Raw genomic sequence first — 20301 nt, forward strand, 5'->3', positions numbered from 1 at the left:
TTTCAGTTTTGTCCAGTCTCCTTTCATTTTTGTACAAATGCACTATTTATCAGTCTACTTTCCGTATTCTGAGGGCAAACAACCAAAATACTTTTTAAAACTGGTAGTGAAATAAGAAGGTGTATTGTATCCTACCATTACACTGATCTCGGCCACAGTATACCGTCCCTCTTTCAACAATTTACAAGCCCGATTGAAACGTACTTTACGGATAAAATCGTTGGTCGACTCTCCCGTCAAGGCTTTCATCTTAGCATGCAAGCTAGATCTACTCATACACATTTCACGAGCAAATTCATCAGTAGTAAAATCTACATCGTCCAAGTGTCGCTCCATAATATCCATAGCTTGCTTCAACAGTTTTTCGTCTAACGGATTCAAGGCAATCTTCTCCGGTTCTATCTCCATCGACTTGGAATAGTATTCGATGGCCCGATAACGCGTACGAAACAGATTTCGTATCTTAGTCACCACAATATTCAACACAAAAGGCTTTGGAATATAATCATCAGCTCCCACCTGTAAGCCTTCCAGCTGTTCCTTAACATCGGCCTTGGCCGAAAGGATGATAACCGGAATGTGACAAGTATTCATATTCTGCTTAATAGCGCGACACAAGTGCAAACCGTCCATGACAGGCATCATTACATCTGTCAAGACAAGGTCTACCGGCAGTTCCTTTAGCCGCTTCAATGCTTCTTCTCCGTTACTCGCCTGCACCACCTGATACATAGTACCCAATTTTTCAGCTAGATAACAACGAATATCTGCATGATCTTCCACCACCAAAACAGTTTCTTTCCGAATTTTGTCTTCCTGTGTAGATGTTCCGTCCTCATCCGACAAAGAAGCATCGACCGGTTCGTCTTCTGTGTCCACCATGTACATCTCCTGCCGATTGGTTGTGTGTACTTCTTCTATCTCTTCTGTAGTACACTGTTTTTCTTCCAAAGTGTAAGCAGATTCAACCACTGGTACTAAAACAGTGAACGTACTCCCCTCGCCTTCTTGACTTTCCATCTTGACGACACCGTGATGTAACTCCACCAGACGTTGTACCAACGAGAGACCAATACCACTACCCAAATGTTCACTATCCGCCTGATAGAAACGTTCGAATATTCTGTCTTGTTTACCAAGAGGAATACCAATCCCCGTATCCTTAACCTGTAACATCAACTCATCACCTTCCTGCCTCAATGTCACAGTTATACTTTTGCCCCTACCAGTGTACTTGAAAGCATTGGAAAGTAGATTATTTTCTATCAACTCCAAATATTCCGGATCGCAAAGAATCTTCCGGTCCTCCAAATCAGAGTCAAAACGGTAAACAATCTGCTTTTGCTGCGCCAGACGTTCATAGAAAAGAAAATTCTTCTCCATTATCTGTCGAATGGGTACAAACCTTACTTTTAAGTGAAATACACCCAACTCGGCACGGCGGTAGTCCATCAACTGATTGACCAGATACAGCAGACGATCTGCATTGCGCCGGATGTGCTCCAACTGTCTACCCATCCAACGGTCTTGTACCTTAACCAGCAAATCTTGCAAAGGAGCCATAATCAACGTCAACGGAGTGCGAAGTTCGTGAGATATATTGATAAAAAAGCGCAGTTTCATTTCATTTACCTCCTTTAACCGTTCTTTGTCAATACGTTCCATTTCAAGCCGTGCCTTCATGATTTTACGTGTCCAAAAGTAGCGAACAACAAACGCGATGCTACCTGCAAACGCTAGAAAAAACAGTATACTGGCCCACCAGGTCTTGTACCAAACTGGCAAGACCACTATTTCGAGTTCTGTAGGATGATCACTCCAAATACCGTCGTTATTGGCAGCCTTCACCAAAAAACGATAGTGTCCTTGCGGCAAATGGGAATAAGACACCGTACGCATAGTATGGGTCACAGTCCAGTCAGCATCATACCCTTCCAACTTGTAAGCAAAGATGTTGTGATTACCCGCTATATAGTTGGGAACTACAAAATCCAGCGAAAACATGCTCTGCTCCGCCTTGAGCGTAATACGCCTTGTACGTCCGATATGTCGTTCCAAGATACCAGTCGTGTCACCCGGATGCACAGTTTTATTAAATAGACGCAATTCTGTGAAAATCACTGAGGGAGTATAAGGATTATCTATTAGCTGGTCAGGATAAAACGCCGTCAGTCCATTGACACCGCCAAAATATATCTGTCCGTTTGCTGTAAGACAATACGCATAAGGAGTAAACTGATTACTTTGCAAACCATCCGCTGCCGTATAGTTACGACATGTTCCCATACGAGGCACGAAACGACTTAATCCTCCGTTCGTACTAAGCCACAGATTACCATAACCGTCTTCCAGAATACCATATATCACATTGTTAGGCAGACCATCCGCCGTAGAATAACGTACCACTTCCCCTTTGTTCTCATCGAAACGGTACAGTCCGTCACGGGTGCCCAACCAGAATACGTGGTTAGCCTGCTCACGTATACACTGTATTTTTTTTCTCTCCAGTTCATGCCCAGCAGGAAGTAAAGACACCTGCTCCAAAGTGTTCCCCACTATACGAAAGACATGAATACTTTCTTTATCACTAATCCAAATACGCTGCTTGCTGTCTTCAAAGAACAATTGAATTTCGGATAGTTCTATGGGCTTTCCATCGGCTATCATCGGAAAATCCGTAAAGGTCCGGCTCCGTTTGTCGAAACATTTGATAGTCCGTACCGTACTTACCCACAATTCGTCTTTCCCTTTAGGAGTAAGAGTATACACACTACGACCATCAGTCACCCTATCCGACGGCATAAAGTTCTCTATTCGCCCACTTGGCACATGCAGGATACTGAATTCACCGGCATGGCTGCCAATGTACACCTCCTGTCGTTCTTCATCCACCTGCAAAGCCTTGATGTCATTCGAGGGAAGGCCATCCGCTGTCGTAAAAGCCCTAAACAGTCCCTTTTGCTTATCATATAGGTTTAATCCACCGTTGGTACCTATCCACAGATTCTGTTTCTTATCCTCAACGATACAACTAATCACATTATTGTTCAACGAATTACGACCGGGCATCCGACTAATATAACGAAACCGATTCTTCTGTTCATGATAATAGTTCAATCCGCCGAAATAAGTTCCCATCCACATGCCTCCCTGCCGATCACAATACAAACTGCGTACCGATGTTTGAGACAAACTAGCTGGATTGGAGGGATCGTTCACATACTGTTCGAACGTGTCATCCTCCTGACGGTAAATATTCAAAGAAGTAAACGTGCCTACCCACAAACGGTTCCAATGATCCAAAGCCAACGAACGTACATAGTCTGATCCGATACAGCGCTCTCCTCTGGCTGTATAATGCCGTACTGTGGCATCGCTTAGGTCAAAACGATACAGTCCTTGCCCTTCCGTAGCCACCCACAAGTAAGAAGGAGCCTGCATAAGTGCGGTCAAAATCCGACAATTTTCTAATTCTTTGAATGAATACTTTCTGACCTCTTTTTTACCACCAGAATATATGTACAAGCCCTTATCTGTACCTATATAAATAAGAGAATCGCGACGAGTGAGCGAATAACATTGCTCTACATCGACAAATCCAGTAAGTTCTGCAGGTTTCGATAAGCCCTCATGAACATCGAACATATACAATCGGTTCCCAGCCAAAAACAACAGGCTCAATGAATCAACAATAGCCACATGAGTAACGGCAAGTCTTTTGTTCAAACTGTCTTTCAAACTGTAATTACGGAAAGCATCCCGATTGGCATCATAGCAAGAAAGGCCAGACTCGGTACCTATCCACAATCGGTCATGCACATCTATGTCCAGTGCATACAGAAAATCGTTAGCAAGTGTAGTCGTATCCCGACTATCGTGACGATATACTGTAAAATCATAACCATTGTACTTATTCAACCCATCCTGCGTAGCGAGCCACAAACACCCCTGACTATCCTGTACAATGTCTAGTACCGCACTCTGCGACAAACCCTCCTCCAAACCTATACGGGCAAAACTCAGCTCCGAATTGAACTGTGCCTGTGCCTTTGTCACAATCAACATAACCAACAAACAAATGGCATAAACTATTTTTTTCATAGTATACATTCTTGACATTTCGGAGCTAAGGTACAATATTTTTTAAAAGCCAACAAAAAAGGGATAGGAAAATTACTTCCCATCCCTTCCTTTATTCATCCTCTTTTTAGAAGATTATTCTTCATCCATCAAGATCTCCAGAATCTGGCAAGCAGCCTTGGCAACCGAAGTACCGGGGCCAAAGATAGCAGCTACACCAGCCTTGTACAGGAAGTCATAGTCTTGTGCGGGGATTACACCACCGGCAATCACTACAATATCCTCACGACCCAATTTCTTCAATTCGGCAATGATTTGCGGAATCAAAGTCTTATGTCCGGCAGCCAATGAAGATACGCCCACTACGTGAACGTCGTTCTCAACAGCTTCGCGGGCAGCCTCGGCCGGAGTCTGGAACAACGGTCCCATATCCACGTCGAAACCACAATCGGCATAACCGGTTGCTACAACCTTAGCACCACGGTCGTGTCCGTCCTGACCCATCTTAGCAATCATAATACGCGGCTGACGACCTTCTTTCTTAGCAAACTTCTCGCACAACTCGCAAGCATGCTTGAAGTCGGCATCATTTTTACTTTCTGATGAATACACGCCTGAAATAGTTCTGATTATTGCTTTATAACGTCCTACTACCTTTTCACAAGCATAAGAGATTTCGCCCAAAGTGGCACGAACACGAGCTGCTTCTACAGCCAACTCCAGCAAGTTGCCTTGCTTGGTTTCCACACACTTGGTGATGGCGTCCAGAGCCTTCTGAACTTCTTCCTCGTTACGTCCTTCTTTCAGACGCTTCAGGTTCTCCAGCTGCTCCTGACGAACGGCAGTATTATCGATTTCAAGAATATCAATCGGAGCTTCCTTCTCCAGACGATACTTGTTCACACCTACAATGGTCTGCGCACCGCTATCGATACGTGCCTGTGTACGTGCGGCAGCTTCTTCGATACGCATCTTAGGAATACCGGTTTCGATAGCCTTGGCCATACCGCCCAGCTTTTCGATTTCTTGGATGTGTTCCCAAGCCTTGTGAGCAATTTCGTTAGTCAAAGACTCTACATAGTAAGAACCGCCCCATGGGTCAACGTTCTTGCAGATGTTGGTCTCTTCCTGGATATAGATCTGCGTATTACGTGCAATACGTGCAGAGAAGTCGGTCGGCAAGGCGATGGCCTCATCAAGCGCATTGGTATGCAGCGACTGTGTATGTCCCAGTGCAGCAGCCATGGCTTCGATACAAGTACGGCCTACGTTGTTGAACGGATCCTGCTCGGTCAGTGACCAACCAGATGTCTGCGAGTGTGTACGCAATGCCAGTGATTTCGGATTCTTCGGATTGAACTGTTTCACAATCTTTGCCCAAAGCATACGTGCAGCACGCATCTTGGCGATCTCCATGAAGTGGTTGGTTCCGATAGCCCAGAAGAATGACAGACGCGGAGCAAAAGCGTCAATGTCCAGTCCGGCTCCTACACCTGCACGAAGATATTCCAGACCGTCGGCCAAGGTGTAAGCCAACTCGATGTCTGCCGTTGCACCGGCTTCCTGCATGTGGTAACCGGAAATGGAGATAGAGTTGAACTTAGGCATCTTCTGTGATGTATATTCGAAGATATCAGAGATAATCTTCATCGAGAACGAAGGCGGATAGATATAGGTATTACGCACCATGAACTCTTTCAGGATATCGTTCTGGATAGTACCAGCCATTTCTTCCAACTTGGCACCCTGCTCCAGTCCGGCATTGATGTAGAATGCCATAATCGGCAGAACGGCACCGTTCATCGTCATTGATACGGACATCTTGTTCAAAGGAATACCGTCGAACAAAACCTTCATGTTCTCCAGCGAGCAGATAGATACACCAGCCTTACCCACATCGCCTACTACACGTTCGTTATCAGGGTCGTAACCACGGTGTGTAGCCAAGTCGAAAGCTACCGACAGACCTTTCTGACCGGAAGCCAAGTTGCGACGATAGAAGGCATTTGACTCTTCGGCTGTAGAGAAACCTGCATATTGACGGATGGTCCAGGGACGCAGCGTATACATTACAGAATACGGACCACGCAAATATGGCGGAATACCTGCAGCAAAATCAAGGTGTTCCATACCTTCGAGGTCCTCTTTGGTATAAACAGGCTTCACATTGATGTGTTCCGGAGTTTTCCAGTCGGCCTGAATACCGTTGGCTTTCTGCCATTCAGCACCGTTAACGGGCTTGAAATTGGCATATATATCTATATTTTTAAAATCTTTTCTCATCTTCTTTGGTAGTTGACGAGGATTCAGCCGACAAGTTGCCAGGGATTTGTTCCTTGCAGCTTGTGTCCTTGTCCCCTTGTTAACTTAATAATTTAGCATTGTATTCTTTCAGGGTTTCCAATACGTTGACACGGACATGGATGAAATTCTCGATACCGGCAGCTTTCAACTCGTCCATACAAGCAGGTGCACCCGCTACGATAAACATGGCACGACCGTCCAAAGCCTTGAAAGCAGGAACAGCGTATTCAGCATATTCATCATCGCTTGAGCAAAGTACTACGATATCAGCCTTGGCAGCCAAAGCAGCTTCTACTCCTTCCTCAACCGTAGCAAAGCCTAAATTATCTACTACTTCGTATCCGGCACAAGCCAAGAAGTTGCAAGAGAACTGAGCACGTGCCTGACGCATAGCCAGATTTCCGATAGTCAGCATGAAGGCTTTCGGACGTTTGCCGGAAGTTTCGGTCTGCAGACGCAAAGCTTCGAACTCGCTTGCTGCACGGTCAAAGTTCAATGAAGGAACATCTTTCTCGCAAGTATCTTGTCCGCCACAGCAGCAAACAGCTTCCAAAGGACGCTTATCACCAGCCAACTCTGTAAAGTTAGGATACTGGTTAGTACCCAGCAGGATTTCTTTACGTTTGGCTACAGCTTCATGGCGTGCCTTGTTGCTTGCATTGACTGCTTCCTGTACCTTACCGGCTTTTACAGCAGCATAGAAACCGCCTTCTTCCTCAACGGCGAGGAACAGATCCCATGCCTGCTTAGCGATAGAAACGGTCAGATTCTCGATGTAATAAGAACCGGCAGCCGGGTCGATTACTTTATCGAAATGAGATTCCTCCTTCAGCAACAGTTGCTGGTTACGGGCCAGACGCTCAGAGAAGTCGTTCGGAGTCTCGTAAGCCTTATCAAAGGGTACTACTGTCATTGAGTCAACGCCTGCCAAAGCAGCACTCATGGCCTCGGTCTGTGTACGGAGCAGGTTTACATAAGAGTCGAATACTGTCAGATTGAATGAAGATGTTTCGGCATGTACCTTCATCTTAGCGGCACATTTGCAGTCGCCTTCGGCCAGATAAGAATCTACGATGTCGGCCCACAGCATACGTCCGGCACGGAACTTGGCTATTTCCAGGAAGTAGTTAGAGCTGATACCGAAGTTAAACTTAATCTTCTTGGCTACGGTTTCAGCGGGTACTCCGGCTTCAGTCAGCAGATTCATATATTCATTACCCCAAGCCAGTGCGTAACCCAATTCCTGATAGATATAGGCTCCTGCATTGTTCAGGGTCAGTGCGTTTACATTGATTACGCGATATTGAGGCAAAGCAGCAGTAGCGGCAATCAAAGCCTTGGCTGTATCTACCAGGCTGCCTTTCTCCTTACCCTTGGACAACATTTTGTTCAGGTAATCGAAGTTAATAGAACCCTGCAACTTAGCCAGATCATATCCTTTCTTCTGGAAGTATTCCACCAGCAGATTGGCCAGTTCTACAACGTGTCCCTGACAAGTGGAGAAGTTCAATTCTACACAATCGGCACAAATGCCTTCGAGTAACGCCTCCACGTATGCGGCGTTCAGTTCCTTGGCCTTTACATGGAAAGACAAGGAGTCGATACCTTTGTTCAGGATGTCCAGTGCCTTGGCATTGGCTTCCTTTACATCATCCACCTTGATTTCCTGACGAACCAGCCACTCGTTGTTGTCTTTTTTGTTACCTCTCAGATAAGGGAACTCACCCGGAAGAGCGTCAGTAGTCTTCAGTCCTTCAAGATCTTCCTTACGGTAGAAAGGTTTCACTTTGAATCCTTCGTTTGTTCTCCAAACGAGTTTCTTCTCAAAATCCGCACCTTTCAGGTCGGCTGTCACTTTCTCCATCCACTGTTCAGTGCTGACGGGAGAAAAGTCCGAGAAGAGTTTTTCTTTACTGTCTGCCATAGTTTATTTAAAAAATTAAAGATGAATACAATTCATAATGTCGTGAATAGACTTGCAAATATACTGAATTACTTCAAAGAAAAAGAGTTTTTAGGGAATTTTCGCACGCAATACTTACTTTATGATATAGTTTTTCTGCCAGACAGAGCTACATTCCCCGAACAGCTGACGTGAATCCATCCAGCTGGTAAGATAAGAAGATATCACGACAATAGCCGATAATAGGAAAAAGAAGTTCTTTTTCTACACTCGCGCGACACAGCAAAATAAAAAGTAAGAAAAACTTTTGTTAACTCCTTTTGATTAAGTATTTTTGCGCGAAATTTCAAAAAGCACATTAATTAAGGAGTATGGATTGGTTAGAAAGTTTGTTATGGGATTCCACATCAGTCGCCCATATCGTCTGCTTGTATGCATTCGTTATTTCGGTGGGTGTGCTGTTGGGTAAGATTAAGGTTTTCGGTGTATCGTTGGGAGTGACGTTTGTCCTCTTCACCGGCATCCTGATGGGACATTTCGGTTTCACAGGTGAAACGCACATCCTGCACTTCATCCGCGAATTCGGTCTGATTCTGTTTGTATTTTGTATCGGTCTGCAGGTAGGACCGTCTTTCTTCTCTTCGTTCAAGAAAGGGGGAATGACACTGAACATGCTAGCTGTGGGTATTGTCGTGCTCAACATTGTAGTAGCACTTTCCATCTATTTCATAGCCAACGGGCAAGTGGAACTGCCCATGATGATCGGTATTCTATATGGTGCCGTGACCAACACTCCCGGTTTGGGTGCTGCTCAGGAAGCTTTGAACCAGCTGCATTACACGGGCGATCCCATCGCATTGGGTTATGCTTGTGCTTACCCGCTCGGTGTTGTCGGCATTATCGCTTCGATCATCGCCATACGATATATCTTCCGCATCAACCTTTCGAAGGAAGAAAAAGAGCTTCAGAGTCAGGAATCGGACATGAAGCACCAGCCCCACATGCTTCACCTGGAGGTTCGTAACGAATCGATCGACGGTAAAAAGCTGTTGCAGGTAAAAGACTTCCTGGGCCGTCCGTTTGTCTGCTCGCGCATTCGCCACGAAGGACACGTCAGCATCCCTAACCAAGATACAGAATTCCACATCGGCGACCAGCTCTTCATCGTATGTTCGGAAGAAGACGCTGCAGCCGTCACTGCATTCATCGGACGCGAAATCCAGGTAGACTGGGAAAAGCAGGACATGCCTATGGTTTCGCGACGTATCCTTGTGACCAAATCAGAAATCAATGGTAAAAAGCTGGGAAGCATGCACTTCCGCAGCATGTACGGCGTGAATGTGACACGTGTCAACCGTTCGGGTATGGACCTGTTTGCCGACCCGAATCTGATTCTACAGGTGGGCGACCGTGTCATGGTGGTAGGTCAGCAGGATGCCGTAGAACGTGTGGCCGGCGTGCTTGGCAATCAGCTGAAACGTCTCGACACACCCAACATCATCACCATTTTCGTCGGCATCTTCCTTGGAATCCTGCTGGGAAGTCTCCCCATTGCATTCCCCGGCATGCCTACTCCGGTCAAGCTGGGTTTGGCTGGCGGTCCGCTTGTAGTAGCCATCCTTATCGGACGGTTTGGACATAAGCTGAAACTTGTCACCTATACCACAATGAGTGCCAACCTGATGTTGCGCGAAATAGGTATCGTACTGTTCCTTGCCAGCGTGGGTATCGAAGCCGGTGAACACTTCGTGCAAACAGTGGTCGACGGAAACGGACTGTACTACGTAGGATATGGATTCCTGATTACCGTCATCCCGCTACTGATTATCGGAATCATTGCCCGACTATATTGCAAGGTCAATTACTTTACGCTGATGGGTCTTATTGCCGGAAGTACTACCGACCCACCTGCACTGGCCTACGCTAACCAGATTTCGGGTAACGATGCACCGTCGGTAGGCTATTCTACCGTCTACCCGCTGACTATGTTTCTGCGTATTCTGGCCGGACAGATGATATTACTGGCAATGATGTAACGGCAAAAGACAATATTCGCCAACGGCAGAAGGCGTGCCCCATAAGGGAATAAATTTCTTTTGGCACGGATTACACTGAATTTCACGGATTATTCTTATTCCTTTCCCTGTGTTTTTCTGTGTAGTCCGTGCCTAAAATCTATAATATACCAGCCATTTTTGAGTTTGGCACCCTCTTTTTACGCTCCGTATCATCCGGAGCATTCATAACCTTTTACACCCAAAGAAAGTAAAAGACTGAGGGTATCACAGTCGTATACCGAGATACCCTCAGTCGTATACTTAGGGGGTCTCAGTCGTATACTGAGGCACTCTAAGTCGTATAGCATCGAACAGAGGACACAGAATCCTCAGAATCAGCAGATTGCAATTTCATCCGAAGAATCTGTGAGCGTAAGAAAAAGACTTACTTACAGTTATTATACGAAACCTTCGCACAGCGCATGCCAGCGCTTTCGGCATCACTTCAGTTTCAGGCGGACAAACTCTTCGATAAAGTCCACCGTCTTCTCGATGCCAAGTACGGAAGAGTCGATGCACAGATGATAAGTCGAAGCCATTCCCCACGTCTTATAACTATAATAATTATAATACTCCGAACGCTTCTTATCGGCACGGTTCATCATTTCCTCGGCTTCGTTTTCAGAAATGCCATGCAAACGGCACAGACGCGCGATGCGGTCCTCGCGCGAAGCCGATACAAACACGTTGACACAACGCGGATTGTCGCGCAGGATGTAGTCGGCACAGCGTCCCACGAAAAGGCACGATTTCTCCGCAGCCAGCTTCCTGATGACGTCGCTCTGCACCTTGAACAGGGCATCGTTGCTTAAACAGTTCATCGACGGAAGCACACCATCGCTAAAGAACGGGAAACGCATCCCGAATATGCCTCCCACCATGCCTTGCGACGCTTTCTCATCAGCCTTTTCGAAAAACTCACGGCACAGGCCACTCTCCTCCGAAGCCAGGTTGATAAGCTCTTTGTCATAAAAATCGATACCTAAACGCCGGGCCAGTTTCTCGCCGATTTCGCGTCCGCCGCTACCCAACTGACGCCCTATATTGACTACAAATTTATCCATAATCTATTTTCAGTTTTATTGCACTAGCAAATATATATATTCTGAAGGAAAACACCATCAAAAAGTAAGAAAAAGGTTGCTCACCCCATTGTTGCATCTGACGCAGCTGCAGCCGACTTGAACTTGCGGAATTGCCAAATCAGCATGAAAGCCGCCACCAGACTGGCCAGAAAATCAGAAACCGGCATACTAAACCACACTCCGTCGGCCCCCCAGAAGCGGGGCAAAATCAGCAGGCAGGGAAGCAAAATCAGCAACTGACGCGACAAAGACAGGAAAATGGCGTTCCCCGCCATCCCGATACTTTGGAAAAAGTTGGCAGTCACCATCTGAAAACCGATTATAGGGAAGAACATCACAATGATGCGCAATCCGCGAGCCGACAGATCGATCAGTTCAGCATCGGACGTAAAAATGCTTACCACCAACCGGGGTACCGCCATGCCCACCACAAAGCCGAACGTCGTAACTGCCGTGGCGTAAACGATAGTCAGCTTCAGCACCTTTGTCACACGCGGATAAAGTCGGGCACCGTAGTTATATCCGGCTATCGGCTGCATGCCCTGATTCAGTCCCATCACAATCATCACCACAATATATACCAAACGGTTCACAATGCCGAAAGCACCGATAGCCAAGTCGCCCCCATACCGTTTCAGTCCCTGGTTGATAAGGATAACGATAAAGCAAGCAGCCACATTCATCAGAAACGGCGACATACCGATGGCCAGTGAATCGAACACAATCTTACGTTTCAACCGGAAAATCCCCCGATGGAAATGAAGCAGTTCGTCACGATTGCTGAACAGCCTGAACTGCCACATAAGGGCAATGATCTGAGCCAGAATAGTAGCCACAGCCGCTCCACGGATACCCATGTCCAAACCGTAAATGAACAACGGGTCGAGAATCGTATTAATCACCACCGTAGCTATGGTAGCATACATAGCCTTCTGCGGATGGCCGGCCGAACGCAGCACCGAATTCAGTCCGAGATACAAATGCGTCACGGCATTGCCCAGCAAAATAATCTCCATATAATCGCGAGCATAAGGCACCGTCTCGTCACTGCCGCCAAAGAAGTAAAGTATCGGGTCCAGAAACGGCATCACCACCAACGTAAATCCTACACCCAGCAGAATATTCAGCACCAGCACATTGCCCAGCACCCGCTGCGCCGTCTGATAGTCTCTCTGTCCGAGCTTGACCGATATCAGTGTAGACGCTCCCACACCCACCAGCGCCCCGAAAGCCGCAGCCAGGTTCATCAACGGGAAGGTAAGAGCCAGACCGGAAATGGCCATCGGCCCAACTCCGTGTCCGATAAAGATACTATCTACCATGTTGTACAGTGAAGAAGCAGTCATTGCGATGATAGCCGGAACGGCATACTGCATCAGAAGTTTACCAATGTTTTCAGTACCCAACGCCGTGGGTGTCTTTTGTTGTCCTGTCATATCTTTCTCATTTATTCAATCCGGGCGCAAAGTTACTTCTTTTTCATCGGGTAGAAGTGTAAACAAATGGTTAAAAATAGAGAATAAAAAAACAAAGAGCATAGATAAGGCGTCCCTTTGGCGTCATTTCGAGACAAAAAATAGTATTATTAAAAAAATGTTTCGTACTTTTGTACCCAAATAGAGTGAAATTTAACGATATGAACGTTTTAGAACTAAGTGAACAGGAAATCATTCGCCGCAACAGTATGAATGAACTTCGCGCGATGGGCATCGAGCCCTATCCCGCAGCAGAGTATGTAACCAACGCTTTCTCGACCGACATAAAAGCTGAATTCAAAGACGATGACGAACCGCGTCAGGTAAGCATTGCCGGACGTATGATGAGCCGTCGCGTTATGGGAAAAGCATCCTTCATCGAACTACAGGATTCCAAAGGACGTATCCAGGTATACATCACCCGCGATGACATCTGCCCTGATGAAAACAAAGACATGTACAACACCGTGTTCAAACGTTTGCTCGACTTGGGCGACTTTATCGGCATCGAAGGCTTCGTATTCCGTACCCAAATGGGCGAAATCAGCGTACATGCCAAAAAGCTGACTGTACTGGCCAAAAGCCTCAAGCCGCTGCCTATCGTAAAATATAAAGATGGAGTAGCCTACGACTCGTTCGAAGACCCCGAATTGCGTTATCGCCAACGCTATGTCGACCTCATCGTGAACGACGGTGTGAAGGAAACATTCCTGAAGCGCTCGAAAGTCATATCGACCATGCGTGCCGTGCTCGACAAAGCCGGCTATACCGAAGTCGAGACTCCCATCCTGCAATCTATCCCCGGAGGAGCAAGTGCCCGTCCGTTCATCACCCACCACAACTCGCTCGATATCGACCTGTATCTGCGTATTGCAACAGAGCTCTATCTGAAACGCCTCATCGTAGGCGGTTTCGAAGGTGTGTACGAAATCGGTAAGAACTTCCGCAACGAAGGTATGGACAAAAACCACAACCCCGAATTCACCTGCATGGAGCTGTACGTACAATATAAAGACTATAACTGGATGATGAGCTTCACCGAGAAGTTACTGGAGCGCATCTGTATTGCTGTAAACGGTTGCACCGAAACACAGATTGACGGTAAGACCATCAGCTTCAAAGCTCCTTACCGCCGTCTGCCTATCCTCGAAGCCATCAAGGAAAAGACTGGATATGACCTCGAAGGCAAGAGTGAAGACGAAATCCGTCAGATCTGCCGTGAGCTGAAGATGGAGATCGACGATACCATGGGCAAGGGCAAGCTGATTGACGAAATCTTCGGCGAATTCTGCGAAGGCACCTTCATACAGCCTACTTTCATCACCGACTATCCCGTCGAAATGAGCCCGCTCACCAAGATGCACCGCAGCAAACCCGGCCTGACCGAACGCTTCGAACTGATGGTAAACGGAAAGGAACTGGCCAACGCATACAGCGAGCTGAACGACCCGATAGATCAGGAAGAGCGTTTCAAAGACCAGCTTCGCCTGAGCGAGAAGGGAGACGACGAAGCCATGTTCATCGATCAGGACTTCCTGAAAGCCCTGCAGTATGGTATGCCTCCTACGTCGGGTATCGGTATCGGTATCGACCGTCTGACTATGTTGATGACAGGAAAAGCCTTCATACAGGAAGTATTGTTCTTCCCGCAGATGCGTCCCGAAAAGGTTACTCCGAAGGATGCACCAGCCAAGTACATCGAACTCGGCATTCCCGAGGAATGGGTACCCGTTATCCAGAAAGCCGGCTATAACCAGATTGCCGACATGGCCAACGTCAACCCGCAAAAGTTACATATGGACATCTGTGGCATCAACAAGAAATATAAACTTGAGCTGAACAACCCGACCGTCAACGACGTAACGGAATGGATTGGCAGAATTAAGAATTAATAATGAAACTACCCGGAAAGATAGCCATTATGGGCGGAGGAAGTTGGGCTACCGCCATCGCCAAGATGGTGTTAGCCCAAGCCGAGTCAATCAATTGGTACATGCGGCGCGACGACCGCATTGCCGATTTCAAACGACTCGGCCATAATCCTGCCTACCTGACTGGCGTCAAGTTTGATATCAAACGTATCAACTTCAGTTCCAATATTAATGAAGTAGTGAAAGAGTCGGATACCCTTATCTTCGTGACTCCTTCACCCTACCTGAAGTCGCATCTGAAGAAACTGAAGACCAAAATCAAAGACAAGTTCATCATTACCGCCATCAAAGGTATTGTCCCCGACGACAACCTCATCGTGTCTGAATACTTCACCAAGGAGTATAACGTGCCCGCCGAGAACATTGCCGTACTGGCAGGACCTTGCCATGCCGAAGAAGTGGCTTTGGAACGTCTTTCGTACCTGACCATAGCCTGTCCCGACACAGCCAAAGCCTGCGTCATTGCCCGGCAACTGGCCAACAGTTTCATCAAGACCTCCGTCAGCAACGATGTAGCCGGCATCGAATACAGTTCGGTGTTGAAGAATGTATACGCCATTGCCGCCGGTATATGCAGCGGACTTAAATATGGCGACAACTTCCAGGCCGTGCTTATGTCGAATGCCGTACAAGAGATGAACCGCTTCCTGCAAACGGTATATCCCCTGAACAGAAACGTGTACGACTCCGCCTATCTGGGCGACTTGCTCGTCACCGGCTACTCCAACTTCAGCCGTAACCGCACGTTCGGTACCATGATTGGTAAAGGATATTCCGTCAAAAGCGCCCAGATAGAAATGGAAATGATAGCCGAAGGATATTACGGCACCAAGTGTATCAAGGAAATCAACAGGCACTATCACGTCAATATGCCTATCCTCGATGCCGTCTACAATATCCTGTACGAACGCATTTCGCCAACTATCGAGATCAAACTGCTGACAGACTCTTTCCGGTAATATTCATACCCGACAGACAGACCATGCACAACGTCTGTAAAGGCTAATAAAGAACCTACGAACTTAAAAATTAGAATATTATGATTAGTTTGAACATTGAAAAAACTTTTGGATTTGTTTCCAAAGAAAGCATTTCCGCTTACGAAGCCCAAGTAAAGGCTGCACAAGAAGCATTGGAAAACGGTACCTGCAAGGGTAACGACTTCCTTGGCTGGCTGCATCTGCCTTCTTCCATCACGCCGGAACACTTGGCCGACCTGAAAGCTACCGCACAAGTTTTGCGCGACAATTGCGAAGTAGTGGTAGTAGCCGGTATTGGCGGAAGCTACCTTGGTGCACGTGCTGTCATCGAGGCCATGTCAAACAGCTTCGCCTGGTTGCAGGAAAAGAAGAACGGCCCCGTTATTCTTTTTGCCGGACACAACATCGGTGAAGATTATCTATACGAACTGACCGAATACCTGAAAGGAAAGAAATTCGGTGTTATCAACATCTCCAAGTCGGGTACTACTACCGAAACGGCTCTTGCTTTCCGCCTGCTGAAGAAGCAATGCGAGGACCAGCTCGGTAAAGAAATGGCTAAGAAAGTAATTGTAGCCATCACCGATGCCAAGAAAGGTGCTGCCCGCGTCACAGCCGACCGCGAAGGTTACAAATCATTCATCATCCCCGACAATGTAGGAGGACGTTTCTCGGTACTGACACCGGTAGGTCTGCTGCCTATCGCCGTTGCCGGATTCGACATCGAAAAACTGGTAGCCGGAGCAGCTGCTATGGAAAAGGCTTGCGGCCTTAACGTTCCGTTTGCTGAGAACCCTGCCGCCTTGTACGCTGCTACCCGCAACGAACTGTACAAGAACGGTAAGAAAATCGAGATACTCGTCAACTTCAATCCCAAACTTCACTACTTCAACGAATGGTGGAAGCAGCTGTACGGTGAATCAGAAGGTAAAGACGGAAAGGGTATATTCCCCGCAGCCGTTGACTTCTCAACCGACCTGCACTCTATAGGACAATGGATTCAGGAAGGCGAACGTACCATCTACGAAACCGTTATCTCTGTCGAAAAGACTCAGCACCAACTGACTGTTCCGACTGACGAAGCCAATCTGGATGGTCTGAACTTCCTTGCCGGCAAACACGTGGACGAAGTCAACAAGATGGCCGAACTTGGCACACAGCTGGCACACGTAGACGGCGGTGTACCCAACATGCGCGTCGTACTTCCGGCTCTCGACGAAGAAAGCATCGGCGGACTGATGTACTTCTTTGAAAAGGCATGCGGTATCAGCGGCATCCTGCTGGGTGTAAATCCGTTCAACCAACCGGGTGTAGAAGCTTACAAGAAGAACATGTTTGCTCTGCTGAACAAGCCTGGTTACGAAGAAGAGTCGAAGGCTATCCGAGCAAGACTGTAAAAGACAGATACTGACAACAGCGCAGGCAAGCGCAGCGAGATGGAAAACACCGTTCCCTGCAAAGCGGAACAGACATTATTTCCCCTCCTGCCTTTGTCTGCGCTGTCTGTTGTTTACCAACTCCTCATTCCGTATAACTTAAAAACTTATTATGTTCGAAAAATCCATATCCGACTATCTACAGAAACACGGCTATCCCCACCTGCAACTGAAAGCCGCCCTGTTCGACATGGACGGTGTACTGTTCAACTCCATGCCCTACCATGCCGACGCGTGGCACAAAGTGATGGAACGCCACGGATTGCACCTCAGTCGCGAAGAAGCCTATCTGCACGAAGGGCGCACCGGTGCCTCGACCATCAACATCGTCTATCAGCGCCAGTTTGGCAAGGACGCCAGCCCCGAACTGATAGAAAGCATCTATGCTGAAAAGAGCAAGGAATTCAACTCGCACCCCGAACCCGAACGGATGCCGGGCGCTTGGGAAACACTGCAGAAGGTCAAGGCGGCAGGTATTACCCCCGTTTTGGTGACAGGTTCCGGACAACACTCGCTGCTGGACCGCCTGACGCACAACTTCCCCGGTATGTTCGACCGTAGCCACATGGTCACAGCTTTCGACGTGAAATACGGCAAACCCAATCCGGAACCCTACCTCATGGGACTGGAGAAAGCTGGCGTACAGGCCCACGAAGCCATCGTCGTCGAGAATGCTCCCATCGGTGTACAGGCAGGTGTGGCCGCGGGTATCTTCACTATAGCTGTCAATACCGGCCCGCTCGACGGTCAGGTACTGCTCGACGCAGGTGCCAACCTGCTGTTCCCCTCCATGCAGGCACTTTGCGACAACTGGCAAGAACTGCTCGACGCATTGAAGAAGTAAAGCGAAAAAAGGCTATCTTTGCACCACGTTTAAAGGAAACAGCTGACTTACCATCATGATAGACCAGGCAACCATCGACCGGATTATGGACGCGGCACAGATCACCGATGTCGTGTCCGACTTCGTCACCCTGCGCAAACGCGGAGTGAACTATGTCGGCCTGTGTCCTTTCCACGACGATAAGACACCTTCTTTCTACGTATCTCCCTCGAAAGGGCTTTGCAAATGCTTTGCCTGCGGCAAGGGTGGAAACGCCGTTCACTTCATCATGGAGCACGAACAGCTGACCTATCCCGAGGCATTGCGTTACCTGGCCCGGAAGTACGGCATCGAAATCAAGGAACGCGAACTGTCCAACGAAGAAAAACAGGCGCAAAGCGAACGCGAAAGTCTTTTTGTCGTCAACCAGTTTGCACGCGACTATTTCCAGAACATCCTCCACAACCACGTGGACGGACGCAGCATCGGCATGGCCTACTTCCACAGCCGTGGTTTCCGCGACGACATCATCGAGAAGTTCCAGCTGGGCTACTGTACCGACAGCCACGATGCCTTTGCCCAAGAAGCCCTCAAGAAAGGATATAAGAAAGAGTTTCTGGTGAAGACCGGCCTCTGCTACGAGACGGACGACCACCGCCTGCGCGACCGCTTCTGGGGACGCGTCATCTTCCCCGTCCATACGCTGTCGGGCAAAGTGGTAGCCTTCGGCGGACGTGTGCTGGCCGCTGCCACCAAGGGGGTCAAAGTGAAGTACGTCAACTCGCCCGAAAGCGAAATCTATCACAAGAGCAACGAACTCTATGGCATCTACTTCGCCAAGCAGGCCATCGTGAAGCAGGACCGTTGCTTCCTGGTGGAAGGTTATACCGACGTTATCTCCATGCACCAGAGCGGTGTGGAGAATGTGGTAGCCTCGTCGGGTACGGCGCTGACCACACAGCAAATCAAGATGATACACCGCTTCACCAACAACATGACCGTGCTCTACGACGGCGATGCGGCCGGTATCAAAGCATCCATACGAGGCATCGACATGTTGCTCGAAGAAGGAATGAACATCAAAGTGTGCCTCCTGCCCGACGGCGACGACCCCGACTCTTTCGCCCGCAAACACAACGCTACCGAGTTTCAGGCATTCATCAACGAACACGAAACGGACTTTATCCGCTTCAAAACTAATCTGCTGCTGAAGGATGCCGGACGCGACCCCATCAAACGGGCTGAACTGATCAGCAATCTGGTACAAAGCATTTCGGTAATACCCGAAGCTATCGTGCGCGACGTATACATCAAGGAGTGCGCCCAGCTGCTGCATGTAGAAGACCGCCTGCTGGTGAACGAAGTGGCCAAACGCCGCGAGAAACAGGCCGAACAGCAAGCCGAACGCATCGAGCGCGAACGCCGGGCCACCGCTGCCAGAGCCAACACACCTGCAGGCAACAGCGCAACCGTGCCCAACAGCGACATACCACAAACAGCCGTCAACGCACCGACGGGCGACATCCCCGCACCTGCCGCCGACAGCCCTACGCAGGAAACGGTTCCTGCCCCCTATCCCCCAACCGACTTCCCGCCCGAAGCCGCCCTACCGGCGGATGCATACGAGTCGTTCATCCCGCAGGAAGGCAAGGAAGGACGGGAGTTCTACAAATACGAACGGCTGATTCTGCAAATGGTTGTACGCTACGGCGAACGCGTCATGTGCAACACCACCGACGAAGCTGGCGAAGAAGTTCCGGTCAGCGTCATCGAATACGTAATAAACGACCTGAAAGAAGACGAACTCGCCTTCCACAACCCACTGCACCGGCAGATTATGACAGAAGCCGCCGCCCATCTGCACGACGAAGGTTTCATTGCCGAACGCTATTTCCTGAACCATCCCGACCCGGCCATCAGCAAACTGACTGTCGAGTTGGTCAGCAACCGATACCAGCTGAGCAAGTACCACTCGAAGAACCAGAAAATTGTCACCGACGAAGAACGCCTCTACGAACTAGTGCCCACGCTGATGATCAACTTCAAGTATGCCATCGTCAGCGAGGAACTGAAGCACATGATGTTTGCCCTGCAAGACCCCGCCGTGGCCAACGACAACGAAAAATGCAACTCCATCATGCAGCGCTACAGCGAACTGCGCGAGGTACAGAGCATCATGGCCAAACGATTGGGCGACCGGGTGGTGCTGAGTTTCTAAAACGAACGA

11 protein-coding genes are annotated in these 20301 nt (G+C 48.3%); 6 read left to right on the forward strand and 5 right to left on the reverse strand.

All coding sequences use genetic code 11. The features are described 5' to 3' along the window. Positions 1-54: 54 nt before the first annotated feature. From QVP67_RS08995 to mutA, 3 genes are all read right to left on the reverse strand, one after another. Entirely contained in the window at positions 55-4101 is a 4047-nt protein-coding gene (locus QVP67_RS08995; protein WP_288180064.1) for a hybrid sensor histidine kinase/response regulator transcription factor, read from the reverse strand. A 114-nt stretch (positions 4102-4215) separates the two neighbouring features. Next, complete coding sequence (scpA, locus tag QVP67_RS09000) at positions 4216-6363, reverse strand: methylmalonyl-CoA mutase (RefSeq protein WP_022163234.1); 2148 nt, start codon at positions 6361-6363, stop codon at positions 4216-4218. A 79-nt stretch (positions 6364-6442) separates the two neighbouring features. Beyond that, positions 6443-8308: a methylmalonyl-CoA mutase small subunit gene (gene mutA / locus QVP67_RS09005; RefSeq protein ID WP_022163235.1), complete on the reverse strand. Its 1866-nt coding sequence runs from the start codon at positions 8306-8308 to the stop codon at positions 6443-6445. A 350-nt stretch (positions 8309-8658) separates the two neighbouring features. Between mutA and QVP67_RS09010 the strand changes: the two genes are divergently transcribed. Continuing rightward, the gene (locus QVP67_RS09010; RefSeq protein ID WP_022163237.1) at positions 8659-10323 is read left to right on the forward strand and encodes a putative transporter; all 1665 of its coding nucleotides are present in this window, start codon (positions 8659-8661) and stop codon (positions 10321-10323) included. 461 nt (positions 10324-10784) lie between these two features. Here QVP67_RS09010 and QVP67_RS09015 read toward each other — a convergent pair whose 3' ends face one another. Continuing rightward, positions 10785-11408, reverse strand: coding sequence for an AAA family ATPase (locus QVP67_RS09015; protein ID WP_022163238.1), 624 nt, complete (start codon positions 11406-11408; stop codon positions 10785-10787). An 80-nt stretch (positions 11409-11488) separates the two neighbouring features. Beyond that, complete coding sequence (locus QVP67_RS09020; protein WP_022163239.1) at positions 11489-12865, reverse strand: MATE family efflux transporter; 1377 nt, start codon at positions 12863-12865, stop codon at positions 11489-11491. Positions 12866-13065: 200 nt separating this feature from the next. Here QVP67_RS09020 and lysS point away from each other — a divergent pair, with 200 nt between their 5' ends. The 5 genes from lysS to dnaG all read left to right on the forward strand — a co-directional run bounded on the left by lysS (position 13066) and on the right by dnaG (position 20292). Further along, the gene (gene lysS, locus QVP67_RS09025) at positions 13066-14796 is read left to right on the forward strand and encodes a lysine--tRNA ligase (protein ID WP_288180065.1); all 1731 of its coding nucleotides are present in this window, start codon (positions 13066-13068) and stop codon (positions 14794-14796) included. 2 nt (positions 14797-14798) lie between these two features. Continuing rightward, positions 14799-15794, forward strand: a complete 996-nt coding sequence (locus tag QVP67_RS09030; protein WP_022163241.1) for an NAD(P)H-dependent glycerol-3-phosphate dehydrogenase — start codon at positions 14799-14801, stop codon at positions 15792-15794. 80 nt (positions 15795-15874) lie between these two features. Then, positions 15875-17212 (forward strand): glucose-6-phosphate isomerase, encoded by a 1338-nt coding sequence (locus QVP67_RS09035; protein WP_022163242.1) that lies wholly within the window; start codon positions 15875-15877, stop codon positions 17210-17212. A gap of 151 nt (positions 17213-17363) precedes the next feature. Continuing rightward, positions 17364-18095, forward strand: coding sequence for an HAD-IA family hydrolase (locus QVP67_RS09040; RefSeq protein ID WP_022163243.1), 732 nt, complete (start codon positions 17364-17366; stop codon positions 18093-18095). A gap of 55 nt (positions 18096-18150) precedes the next feature. Next, complete coding sequence (dnaG, locus tag QVP67_RS09045; RefSeq protein ID WP_022163244.1) at positions 18151-20292, forward strand: DNA primase; 2142 nt, start codon at positions 18151-18153, stop codon at positions 20290-20292. Positions 20293-20301: the final 9 nt, after the last annotated feature.

Source organism: Bacteroides sp. CAG:633 (assembly GCF_000435115.1).
In the GTDB taxonomy this organism is placed as follows: domain Bacteria; phylum Bacteroidota; class Bacteroidia; order Bacteroidales; family Bacteroidaceae; genus Bacteroides; species Bacteroides ndongoniae.

What these genes read in the sequence shown, in the direction of transcription:
- QVP67_RS09040 (WP_022163243.1), top strand. Translation starts at nt 17,364, where the DNA reads ATGTTCGAAAAATCCATATCCGACTATCTACAGAAACACGGCTATCCC.
- QVP67_RS09020 (WP_022163239.1), bottom strand. Translation starts at nt 12,865, where the DNA reads ATGACAGGACAACAAAAGACACCCACGGCGTTGGGTACTGAAAACATT.
- dnaG (WP_022163244.1), top strand. Translation starts at nt 18,151, where the DNA reads ATGATAGACCAGGCAACCATCGACCGGATTATGGACGCGGCACAGATC.
- QVP67_RS09035 (WP_022163242.1), top strand. Translation starts at nt 15,875, where the DNA reads ATGATTAGTTTGAACATTGAAAAAACTTTTGGATTTGTTTCCAAAGAA.
- QVP67_RS08995 (WP_288180064.1), bottom strand. Translation starts at nt 4,101, where the DNA reads ATGAAAAAAATAGTTTATGCCATTTGTTTGTTGGTTATGTTGATTGTG.
- scpA (WP_022163234.1), bottom strand. Translation starts at nt 6,363, where the DNA reads ATGAGAAAAGATTTTAAAAATATAGATATATATGCCAATTTCAAGCCC.
- QVP67_RS09010 (WP_022163237.1), top strand. Translation starts at nt 8,659, where the DNA reads ATGGATTGGTTAGAAAGTTTGTTATGGGATTCCACATCAGTCGCCCAT.
- mutA (WP_022163235.1), bottom strand. Translation starts at nt 8,308, where the DNA reads ATGGCAGACAGTAAAGAAAAACTCTTCTCGGACTTTTCTCCCGTCAGC.
- lysS (WP_288180065.1), top strand. Translation starts at nt 13,066, where the DNA reads ATGAACGTTTTAGAACTAAGTGAACAGGAAATCATTCGCCGCAACAGT.
- QVP67_RS09015 (WP_022163238.1), bottom strand. Translation starts at nt 11,408, where the DNA reads ATGGATAAATTTGTAGTCAATATAGGGCGTCAGTTGGGTAGCGGCGGA.
- QVP67_RS09030 (WP_022163241.1), top strand. Translation starts at nt 14,799, where the DNA reads ATGAAACTACCCGGAAAGATAGCCATTATGGGCGGAGGAAGTTGGGCT.